The organism is Pseudomonas sp. OA65 (assembly GCF_017498305.1).
Classification (GTDB): Bacteria; Pseudomonadota; Gammaproteobacteria; order Pseudomonadales; family Pseudomonadaceae; genus Aquipseudomonas; species Aquipseudomonas zanjanensis.
In genome coordinates this window covers 24,626-36,279 of the sequence record NZ_JAGDEZ010000051.1, presented here as the reverse complement: position 1 = coordinate 36,279, position 11,654 = coordinate 24,626, and the positions used below count along the sequence as shown (strand labels likewise).

General features: G+C 63.3%; 3 protein-coding genes (1 of these 3 cut by a window edge). All 3 read right to left on the bottom strand.

Annotated features, from left to right (window positions below; translation table 11 throughout):
• Positions 1–339 precede the first annotated feature (339 nt).
• Positions 340–2,301 (bottom strand): MacB family efflux pump subunit, encoded by a 1,962-nt coding sequence (locus J3361_RS26460; RefSeq protein WP_207967028.1) that lies wholly within the window; start codon positions 2,299–2,301, stop codon positions 340–342.
• A gap of 2 nt (positions 2,302–2,303) precedes the next feature.
• Positions 2,304–3,455: a macrolide transporter subunit MacA gene (gene macA, locus J3361_RS26455; RefSeq protein WP_207967027.1), complete on the bottom strand. Its 1,152-nt coding sequence runs from the start codon at positions 3,453–3,455 to the stop codon at positions 2,304–2,306.
• A 78-nt stretch (positions 3,456–3,533) separates the two neighbouring features.
• Positions 3,534–11,654: the 3' portion of a non-ribosomal peptide synthetase gene (locus tag J3361_RS26450; protein ID WP_207967026.1), read on the bottom strand. 22,815 nt of this gene lie beyond the right edge of the window; the window shows 8,121 of its 30,936 coding nt (coding positions 22,816–30,936); its start codon lies off the right edge, out of view; it ends in the stop codon at positions 3,534–3,536.

The following is an 11,654-nucleotide window of genomic DNA, read 5'->3' as shown; positions in this document are numbered from 1 at the left end:
CTCCCGCTGGGTCGCGAAGCGGCCCCTACACGGTTGGCTCCATCAACCAGACGGACCGAGCTGCCAGGGTTTAGGGCCGCTTCGCAGCCCAGCGGGAGCAAGCTCCCTCGCCACAGGTTCCTGTTTGGCCTCAGGTTCTATGCCTGGCCACAGGTTCCATGTCTGGCCTCAGGTTCCATGTCTGGCCACAGGTTCCATGCCCGGCCTCAGGTTCCATGCCTGGCCACAGGTTCCATGCCTGGCCTCAGGTTCCATGCCTGGCCACAGGTTCCATACCCGGCCACAGGTTCCATGTCTGGCCTCAGGTCCCATGTCTGATTTCAAGCCTGGCAGCCCGGCTCAATCCCGCGCCAATGCATTGATCGGATCGAGCCGCGCGGCGTTACGCGCGGGCACGAAGCCGAACACGATGCCGATCAGGGTCGAACAGACGACCGCGGTGACGATCGATCCCATCGAGAACACCATCTGCCATTCCTTGACGAAGATCGAAAAGACATAGCCGATACCAAACGACAGCGCGATGCCAATGGTGCCGCCTATCAGGCACACCATCACCGCCTCCACCAGGAACTGCTGGCGGATGTCGGACTGGCGCGCGCCAACGGCCATGCGGATACCGATCTCACGGGTTCGTTCGGTCACCGAGACCAGCATGATGTTCATCACACCGATGCCACCGACCACCAGCGAGATGATCGCAATCAGCGAGAGCAGCAGCGCCAGGGACTGGCTGGTCTTCTGCACCGTCTGCAGCACACTGTCGAGGTTGTAGGTGAAGAAATCCTTGAGGCCATGGCGTTGGGTCAGGAGCTTGACCACATTGTCTTCCACGACTTTGCTCGGTTGCCCGTCCTTTATCCGCACCGTGATGCTGTCCAGGAACCGCTGGCCCAGTAACCGGCCGGCCGCCGTTTCATAGGGCATCCATACGTTCAGGCTCTTGGAGGTGTTGAAGACGCTCTTGCGGTCTTCGGTCACGCCGATGACCGTGCAAGGCAGGTTATCGATGAGGATCACCTTGCCCAGCGGATCGGTGTTCGGCCCAAACAGTCGCTGGCGGGTATTGTGGTCGATCACCACCACTTGTGACTGTCGCCGGGCATCGTCCTTGCTGAACGCGACACCGGAGCCGATCTTGATCCCGCGAACCTGGAAATAGCTATCGCTGACACCGTTGACGGTCGCGTTGACGTCGATGTTTTCATAGCGCAAGAGCAGATTGCGGCCAACGTTGGGGGTCGCGCTGTCGATGTAATACTGGTCGCCCAGCGCCGTGACGTCGGACAACACCAGGGTTTCGATGGCCGTCGAGCGGCTGTCCCCCCAGTCGGCCCCGGGCATGATCTCGATCGTATTGCTGCCAATCGCCTGGATGTCCTTCAGGACATACGCCTTGACCCCTTCGCCGATGGCCACGATCGAGACCACCGAGGTGATGCCGATGATGATGCCCAACATCGTCAGCAGGGTGCGCATGCGATGGGACACCAGCGCCACCCAGGCCATGTTGAACGCTTCGCTGAATAGCCCGAAGCTGGCGAGCAGGCCGTTCGCCGATTTGACCTTGGGCGGACGCGTGCCTTGGGGCGGCTGATCCTCCAGCGGTTGCTGTGGATTGGGTCGATCGCTGACGATCTCGCCGTCGCGGATCTCGATGATGCGCTGGGCATGGGCGGCCACCTTTTCATCGTGGGTCACGATGATGACCGTGTGTCCCGCCCGGTTGAGCTCCAGCAGGATCTTCATCACTTCCTTGCCGCTGGTGGTGTCCAACGCCCCGGTGGGTTCGTCCGCCAGGATGATGTCACCGCCGTTCATCAGGGCCCTGGCGATACTCACCCGTTGCTGCTGGCCACCCGAGAGCTGGCTGGGCCGATTGCTCAGGTGCCCCACCAACCCCAGGCGTTTCAACAGTTCCCCGGCACGGCTGTGCCGTTGCGATTCGCCCGCGCCGGCGTAAATCGCCGGCATCTCGACGTTGTGCAAGGCACTCAGGTGCGGCAGCAAATGGTAGCGCTGGAAAATGAAACCGAAGTGATCCCGACGCAACACCGCCAGTTCCTGGTCGTTCATCGAACCGGTTTCGCGCCCGTTCACCTTGTAGCTTCCGGCGCTCGGATGGTCGAGGCAGCCAAGGACGTTCATCAAGGTCGACTTGCCGGAGCCGGACGCTCCGGTGATCGCAACCACCTCGCCGGCATTGATCGTCAGGTTGATGTCCTTGAGGGCGATGAAGGCCTTTTCGCCGGCCTGGAAGCTGCGGGTGATGCCCTTGAGTTCCAGCAATGGTTGGGTCATGGTCAGGCTCCCGCCACGGCCGGGGTCGGCTCGCCGATAACGACCTTGTCACCTTCGGCCAAGCCATCCTTGATCTCGGCCCGAACGTTATTGTTGATGCCCATGCGCACGTTACGCGGCTGGGCCTTGCCTTCGGCATCCAGCACACGGACCACGAAGCTGCCGTCCTGGTTTTTCGCACCCAGGGCAGCGACGGGAACCGTCAGCACGTTCTTGGCCTTGTCGAGGACGATACGGACCTGGGCCGTCATGGAAATGCGCAGGCGATGGTCAGGGTTCGGCACATCGAAGAGGCTGTTGTAGAACACCGCGGTATTTTGCTTCGGCGTCCCGGCGTTCTGGGTTTCGAGGAAGTTCTGCGGCGCCGGCTCAGTGCCGCGCAGCTTGGCGTAATAACGCTTTTCCGATTCCCCCAGGATAGTGAAATACACCTCTTGGCCAGGCACGATGTGGATCACGTCGGCTTCCGACACCTGCGCCTTGACCGTCATGGTGTCGAGGTCGGCGAGCTTGAGCAGGACCGGCGCCAGTTGCTCGGCGATCACGGTCTGGCCTTCCTGCGTGACGATCCCCACCACATAACCATCGATCGGCGCGACGATGTGGGTGTAGGCCAGGTTGACCCGCGCGGTTTCCACTTGGATGCGGGCGTCCTTGATCTGCGCATTGAGGGAAAGCAGGTTCGCCTCTTCCACCCTGTAGTTGGACTCGGCGGTCTCGTATTCCTGCTTCGAGATTGCGTCGTCCGGTTGCAGTTTCTTGTAGCGATCATAGGTGGCCTTGGCGTCCTTGAGTTGCGCCGCCGTGGCCTGCCGCTTGGCCACCAGGTTCTCCTCGTTGACCAGGGCCTGGCGCAACGAGTTCTGCGCCAGCATCGGGTCGATTTCCGCCAGCCATTGGCCCTTCTTGACCTTGTCCCCCAACTTGACCTTGAGCGACTTCAGTTGGCCCGACACCTGGGCACCGACATCGACCTGCTTGACGCCCTGGAGCGTGCCGGAGGCCAGCACCGCGTTTTCGATGTCCGTGCGTTCGACCATGGCGGTCAGGTACTCCGGTGGTTTGCCCGGCGATTGCGCGCTGTAGAAAATCAGACCGGCCACCACGACCAGTACAAGCACGATAGCGATTTTGCGAAACTTCGACTTTTCCATAAATAACCATGAGTGCGTTGATTTCAGGCCCGGCCAGCGTGGCGCCGGGTTCCATGGATGGGTGTCAAGGAAGGACAGTCATACGCAATCACTGGCGGCCTCCTCGTCGAGCATGGGCAGGCCGTCCTGCCACCAGGCTGCCAGGTTGTGTACGTGGGGGGCCTTGAGGATCGTGAAGTGGTTGCCCGGACCGTACCAGATGCTGAGGTCAGGGATATGCTTGCGCCATCCTTCGATCATTTGCTCCTGTTCGCGTTTATTGCCGGCTGTGTCCAGGGTTGGATCATTGGCCAGCACCAACCGCACCGGCCCGGTGTAGCGGTGTTGCGGTTGATAGACCGTGCGCAGGGCCGTACCGAACGCCCGCGCCGGACCGCGCATGGCATCCACCGCCGAACGCTGCGGCAGCATGCCGGCCCGAACCATGCCGGCATGCAGCAAGCGCATCTGCGCGGTATCGTCCTGGGTACCGAAGACCGTGGCATCGATGCCCAAGGACTTGCCGGACGCCAACTGCATCGCCTCGATCAGCCGATTCAGCACCCCCGTCGCGGTGTAGGGCTTGCCCACCACGCCGTTGCCGCCCGGCGACTCACTGTCGATCAGCGTCAACGAAGCCACCTTGCGACCCCGGGCATTCAGGCGGGCCGCCATCTCGAACACGATCCAACCACCGAAGGAATGGCCGAGCAGATGCACCGGCCCCTCCGGTTGTACCTTGTCGATTGCGTCGAGATACGCCTGGGCGGCGGTTTCCACGAGACTGAAAGGCTCGGTGCTGCCGTCCAGTCCACGGTGTTGCAACCCATGGATAGGCCATTCCGGACCGAAGGCATCGGTCAGCCCGATAAAACCGGTCACGCTGTCGCCAGCCCCCGGCACGCAGAAGATCGGCGCCCGGTCGGCACGTCCGCCCTGGATCGTCAGCAGCGGCTGGTATCGGCTCTTCGGCGAAGGCGCTGGACGTGCCGCGACGGTACCCAGTGCATCGCTGATGGTTTGACCCAATGCCTTGACCTGCGGGGCCTGCATCATTGTCTGGTGGTTGCCCGGCACCTTGACGCAGTGCATTTGCGTCGTGGGCAGGACAGCGTCCCAACCCAAGTAGCCGGAATGTTCGGGGGCGTCGTCCTTGCGTTCCTCGGCCACCAACAGATGTACCGGTACGGAGACCGGATACACTAGGTAATGGGCCAGTGCATGACCGTGGGCGACCTCGCGATCCAGGTACTGCCAGAGCTGGGCCGCGCTGTAACCTGCCAGCTCAGGGGGCAGCAGGCCTTGGTCGTTGCATTGCTGCACCAGGCCTTCGAACGTGAAGTCGCTCAGTCGGTTTTGTAGGTGAGTCAGTTTTTCGAGCACCGACGCCAGGTCAACCTCAGCCAAGGCACCGGCCTTCCAGAACACCTCGCAGCGATCCAGCAGATGCCGGGTATGGGCTTCGCCCGGTGACCAACGCTCACGGCCCTGATCCACCAGCCGTGGCAGGTAGCTGTCGATCAGGCCGAGGAACTCGACCTCTTCGTCCAGGCCAATGAGCTGGATGGCGATCTCGTAGGCCAACACGCCACCGAATGACCAACCGGCCAAGCGATAAGGGCCTTGTGTTTGGACCGAGCGGATGACACCCACCAGCCGCGAGGCCAGGCACTCCATCGTCTGCAACTGCGGTTCGCCCCACGGGATGGCAGGCAGGCCATAGACCGGAATATCCGGATCGATGTGCTTGCCCAGCATCGGGAAGTAAAGATCCAGGCCGCTGAACTCGTGCACCAGGAACAGCGGGTTCTGCTGGCCAGTGGTGCGCACCGGTATAAAAGCCTCCTGCACCTGGACTTCGCTGCTGCGGGTCTGCAGCAACAATGCCATGGAGGCGACGCTTTCGTGCTGGAACAACTCGGCCAGCGACACCTTCAGATTGGCTTGGGCCAGTACCCCCAGCAAACGGACCGCCAGCAACGAATGCCCGCCCAGTTCGAAGAAGTTGTCGTGGCGGCCGACCTGTTGCAGACCCAGCACGTCTTGCCAGATCTGCGCGAGCACGGTTTCGATCTCACCTTGCGGGGCCTCGTAGACACGGCTGAAGACAGAGGTCTGGTCCGGTGTTGGCAAGGCCTTGCGGTCGAGCTTGCCGTTGGCGGTCAACGGCAAGGCATCGAGTCGCACGTAGGCCGCCGGCACCATGTAATCCGGCAATTGCCCCTGCAGGTGAGTACGCAGGGTCTCGATGGGCGGCGCAACGTCCAGGTCCCGCGAGGTGAAATACGCCACCAGGCGTTTCTCACCCGGAACGTCTTCACGCACCAGCACCACAGCGTCCTTGACCGCGTCATGCTGTGCCAACCGGGCTTCGATCTCGCCCAGTTCGATGCGAAAACCACGAATCTTCACCTGGTCGTCGTTACGGCCGAGGTAATCCACCGTGCCGTCCGCGTGCCAGCGGGCCAGGTCGCCGGTGCGGTACAACAACGCATCCGGATCGGCATTGAACGGATCGGTGACGAACTTCTCGGCGGTCAGCTCAGGGCGATTCAGATACCCTTTCGCCACGCCGTCACCGCCGATGTACAACTCGCCGGTCACGCCGATGGGCACTGGCTGACGATTAACGTCCAGCACATAGACGCGGGTGTTACCAATCGGACGGCCAATCGGGATACCGCCCTCGCCCACCTGTTTGATTTCGTAGGTGGTGGTGAAGGTGGTGGCTTCGGTCGGGCCGTAGCCGTTGAGCAGGTGCAGCGGCGCACCTTCTTTCAGCACCCGGCCGATCACGGTCGGATCGAGCACATCGCCGCCGACGATCAAGTAGCGCAATTGGGCGAACACGGGCATCAGTCCGTCGGCGTATTGGTGGAACAGGCCGGCGGTCATCCACAACACACTGACCGATTGCTCAAGCAACAGCGCTTGGAAATCCGTCTGGGACAACAGCACGTCCAGGTCGACCACCACCACGCAACCGCCATTGAGCAATGGCGCCCAGACGTCCAGGGTGCTGGCGTCGAAGGCCGGGTTGGAAGCGAAAGCCACACGGTCCTCGGCGTTGAAGTCGGCGTAACCGTTGTTGATCACCAGCCGGTTGATTGCCCGGTGCGGCACCAGCACACCTTTCGGGGTGCCGGTGGAACCGGAGGTGTACATGATGTAGGCCACCGCTTCGCTGCTTTGCACCAGGTCGAGGTTATCAGCGGCCTCGTCGAAGACCAGCGTATCCAGATCCACCCGTAGCAAGGCTTCAGGCGCTAGCACGGTGCTCGACGTCAGCACGACTTGCGCCCCGCTGTCCTGCACCATGAATTGCTGACGCTCCAACGGCGCGCTGACGTCCAGCGGTACATACGTGCCGGCACACTTGAGGATCGCCAGTTGGCTGACCAGCAGCTCAATGGAACGCTCCAGGGCAATCGCCACCCGATCGCCCGGTTGCACACCCAGGCCGACCAGGTGACGGGCCAGGCCGTTGGCCCGGTGGTTCAACTCGGCGTAGCTCAGGCTGTGGGCGTCATGCACGACCGCAATGGCTTGCGGACGCTCCTTGGCCTGCGCCTCGAACAGGCCATGGACGGTCGAGTCCTGGGGATAGCGGCGAGTGGTGGCGTTGAAATCCACCAGTAAGTGGCGACGCTCGGCCGACGGCAGGATCGACACGCGGTTCAACGGCGTCTGCGGCGTCTGTTCCAACGCCTCGACCAGATGCTCCAAGGCGATGTTCATGTAGACACACATCCGCTGCGCACCGATCCGAGGCACCGCCAGTGCCGACACATAAAAGCCTTCGCCCAGGTCATCCACCGACAAGGTCAGCGGGTAGTTGGTGCGTTCTTCACTGCCCAGGGCCTCGATGCCCTCCCAGGCGGCAAACGCTTCGCTCGACGCCGTGCCCATTGCGCTGTGCCGGTAGTTGAGCAAGGCGCTGAACAACGGCAGCGGCGCGGCGACGCCGCTGCAACGCTGGGCCAGGGACAGCGAGGCGTGCTCGTGCCCCAGCAGACCGGTCAAACGGGCGTGGGTGGCTTTCACCCCGTCACGCACGCCTCGGGTATCGACATCCACCCGCAATGGCAGGGTATTGATGAACATCCCCAGTGCCCTGTCGGCGCCCTCGCCGCCCTGCATCCGGCCCATCAGCACGGTGCCAAAGACCACATCCTGCCTGCCGGACACTTTGCTCAGGACCTGCGCCCACGCCAAGTGATGCAGGCTCGCGGCGCTCACCCCCAACTGACGGGCCTGGGCTCGCAGGCGTTGGCTGAGGTCGGCGGCGAGGTTGAGTCCGGCCGCTTCGATATCGCTGCCGTCGCCACGGACATCCAGCAAGCCGAACGGCAACGTCGGTTCGTCGATGTCGCCGAGCATGTCGCGGAAGAACCCTTCATGTTCCTCACGGCTCACGCCCAAGCGGGCCTGGGCTACGTAATTGCGGAACGGCACCGCTGCGCCCAACTGATCGGCGTGGCCCAGCAGGTGCGCTTGCATCTCGTGTTGCACCACCTCCAACGCCGTGTGATCAAGGGCCATGTGGTGGAACAACAGCATGGCGATCCAGCGCTGGTTGGCGGCGTCATGGCTGAACACCAGGCGCATCAACGGAGCCTGGCGTACATCGAGGCGCAGGTGCTGTCGGTCGAAGCGTTCGAGCAGTTGCGTGGCGACGTCGTGGCCCGGTTCGAAAACACACTCGTCCAGAATCAATTGCGCCTGGCGAACGACCACCTGCACCGGCTCGCGCAAGCCTTCCCAGAGCACGGCGGTGCGCAAGATATCGTGTCGGTCGATGACGCCTTGCAACGCGTCGACAAAGGCATCCAGCCGGGCGCGATCCTTGAAGTTGAAGGAGGCCTGCTGCACATAGAGATCACCCTGCTGCGAAGCCAGGTGGTGATACAGGATGCCTTCCTGCAGCGGCGCCAGGGCATAGATGTCCTGGACGTTGCTCACGCCGCCCGGCACCGCCGCGACAACCTGTTCGATCTCCTCTTGAGACAAGACGGCCAACGGCAGCATGTCCGGCGTAATGCGTGCGCAACCGTGGATAATGCCGTTGACCGGCACCACAATCTCCGTGCCCCCCCCTACGGCCGCCGCCAATGCCGCCAACGTCGGCTGACCGAAGAGCACGCGCACATCGGCGCCCAGACCCACTTGGCGCATGCGCTCGATCAGCGTGACCGCCAGCAGCGAGTGGCCACCGAGTTCGAAGAAGTGGTCGTGGCGTCCCACCCGCTCGACCTGGAGCAGCTCGGCCCACAATTGCGCCAGGGTCGTTTCGACGGTCCCCTGGGGTGCGGCGTAATCGCGGGTAATCACCGCGCCCAGGTCCGGTGCCGGCAGCGCCTTGCGGTCAAGCTTGCCGTTGGGGGTCAGCGGCAGCGCATCGAGCCGGATGTAGGCGGTTGGCACCATGTATTCCGGCAGTTGTTCTAGTAGATGAGCGCGCAGGGTTTCGATTTCCGCCATTTCATCCACGGAATGCGTGGTGAAATAAGCCGCCAGGCGTTTCTCGCCCGGCGCATCTTCACGGGCCAGCACCACGGCTTCCTTCACCGCCTCGTGTTGCGCCAATTTGGCTTCGATCTCGCCCAACTCGATGCGGAAACCACGGATCTTCACTTGGTCATCGTTGCGCCCCAAATACTCGATATTGCCGTCCGCCAGGTAACGACCCAGGTCGCCGGTGCGGTACATCCGGGCATTCGTCGCGGTGCTGAACGGATCCCGCAGGAAACGCTCGACGGTCAATTCCGGACGGTTCAGGTAACCCCGCGCCACCTGCACACCGCCGATGTAGATCTCCCCGGCCACGCCCAAGGGCACCGGTTGTTGATGGGCATCAAGCAGGTAGATCCGCGTGTTGGCAATCGGCTTGCCGATGGGCGTGCTGTCCGGCGTGTCTGCCCCCGTGCAGTCCCACGCCGTCACATCCACCGCCGCTTCGGTCGGGCCGTACAGGTTGTACAGGCCAACGTGCGGCAGCTGCGCCTTGAAGCGCCGCACCAGATGCCCCGGCAACGCCTCACCGCTGCATATCACCCGCACCAAGCCTTCGCACTGGCCCGCTTCGCCATGGGCCAGGAACATATCGAGCATCGACGGCACGAAGTGCAGCGTGGTGATGCCCTGGGCCTGGATCACTTCGCGCAGGTACGCCGGGTCGCGATGCCCGCCGGGACGGGCCATTACCAGCCGCGCACCGCTGAACAGCGGCCAGAAGAACTCCCACACCGACACGTCGAAGCTGAACGGGGTCTTTTGCAGCACCGCGTCTGTGGCGCTCAAACCGTATTCGTCCTGCATCCACAGCAGGCGGTTGACCACCGCGCCGTGCTCGTTCATCACGCCCTTGGGCAGGCCGGTCGAACCCGAGGTGTAGATGACATAGGCCAGGTGGTTGGCATGCAAGCCTTCGACCTGCGGATTGTCGATTGGCTGCGTCGAGAAACCTTCTGCCTCATCCAACAGCAAGGTTCGCGCCTGGGTCGCCGGCAGGCTCGCCTGCAAGGCGCGTTGGGTCAGCACCACCCTGGGCGCGCTGTTTTCCAGCATGTAGGCCAGGCGCTCGGATGGATAATCCGGGTCCAGCGGCACATACGCCGCACCGGCCTTGAGAATCCCCAGCAGGCCCGCGACCATGTCCAGGCTGCGATCGGCACAGATCGCCACGCGGTCATCCGGGTGAATGCCCAGTTCCAGCAGGCGATGGGCAATCTGGTTGGCCCGACCATTCAATTGCGCGTAGCTCAGTTGCGCCTCGCCCGCCACCACCGCCACCGCGTCCGGACAGGCCGCGACTCGCGCCTCGAACAGGCCGTGCAGGGTCAGGCCCTGCGGATAATCGACCGCCGTGGCATTGAACGTTTCCAGCAGATGCTCGCGCTCGGTGTCAGCCAGCAGCGGAATCTGCCCCACCAGGGTCTGCTCATCAGCCACCATGGCCCGCAGCACGCCCTCCAAGTAACCGAGGTAGCGCTCCGCCGTGGCAGGGTCGAACAGCGCCGTGGCGTATTCCAGCGAACCGAACAGGCGCCCATCGATCAGGGCCATGTCCAGCAACACGTCGAACTTCGCGGTGCGGCTGGTCACGCCCAGTCCTTGCAGCGACATATCGCTCAGCTCCAACCCCGTGGCTTCGCTGTTCTGCCAGGACAGCATGGCCTGGAACACCGGGCTATGGGACAGGCTGCGCAAGGGCCGGACCACTTCCACCACCTGCTCGAACGGCAGGTCCTGGTGCGCCTGGGCGTCCAGGGTCCGAGCCTTCACGTGTTGCAACAAGGCTTGCACTGTCAATCCGTCCGCCACATCGACGCGCAGCGCCAGCGTGTTGACGAACAGGCCGATCAAACTCTCGACTTCCGCTTGCATGCGGTTCGCCACCGGCGTGCCGATGACCACGTCGTGCTGGCCGGACAGGCGACTGAGCACCGTGGCCCAGGCGGCCATGACTGTCATGAACAAGGTGGCGCCATGGCGTTGGCTCAACGCCTGGAGGCCTTGGGTCAGGGTTTCGTCGAGGACGATCCCCACCGCCGCGCCGGCGTGATCTTGCTGCGCGGGCCGTGGCCGATCGGTGGGCAACGTCAACAAGGCTGGTGCGTCGGCCAGGGTCTGCCGCCAGAAATGTTCCTGTTCGGCCAGGACCTCCCCGGTGAGCCAGCGCCGCTGCCAAAGAGCATAGTCAGCGTACTGAATCGGCAACACCGGCAATGGATCGTCCTGCCCCTGACGGAACGCTTCGTACAGCACGCCCAATTCATGGGTCAGCAGATCGGCGGACCAGCCATCGGAGACGATATGGTGCAGGGTCACCAACAGCGCGTGATCATCCTCTGCCATCCGCACCAGTCGGCCGCGTACCAGCGGGCCGTGGGCCAGGTCGAAGGCCTGGCGAGCCTCCTCCTCGGCCAGGGCCAGCAGCTCGGTTTCGGCGTCCGCGTGCCCTGCCAAGGCCTGCAACCGCAACGCAAAACCGACATCGACCGGGGCAATGCGCTGTTCCACGTCCTGCCCCTGCGCCTGTACAAACGTGGTACGCAAGGCCTCGTGGCGGGCGACGATACGATCCAGTGCGCGGGTGAGCGCCGACGTATCCAGCGCGCCACGCAGGCGCAGGCCAGTGGGGATGTGATACGCCGCACTGGTGCCGTCCAGTTGCGCCAGGAACCAGAGGCGCTGCTGGGCGAACGACAACGGCAACGC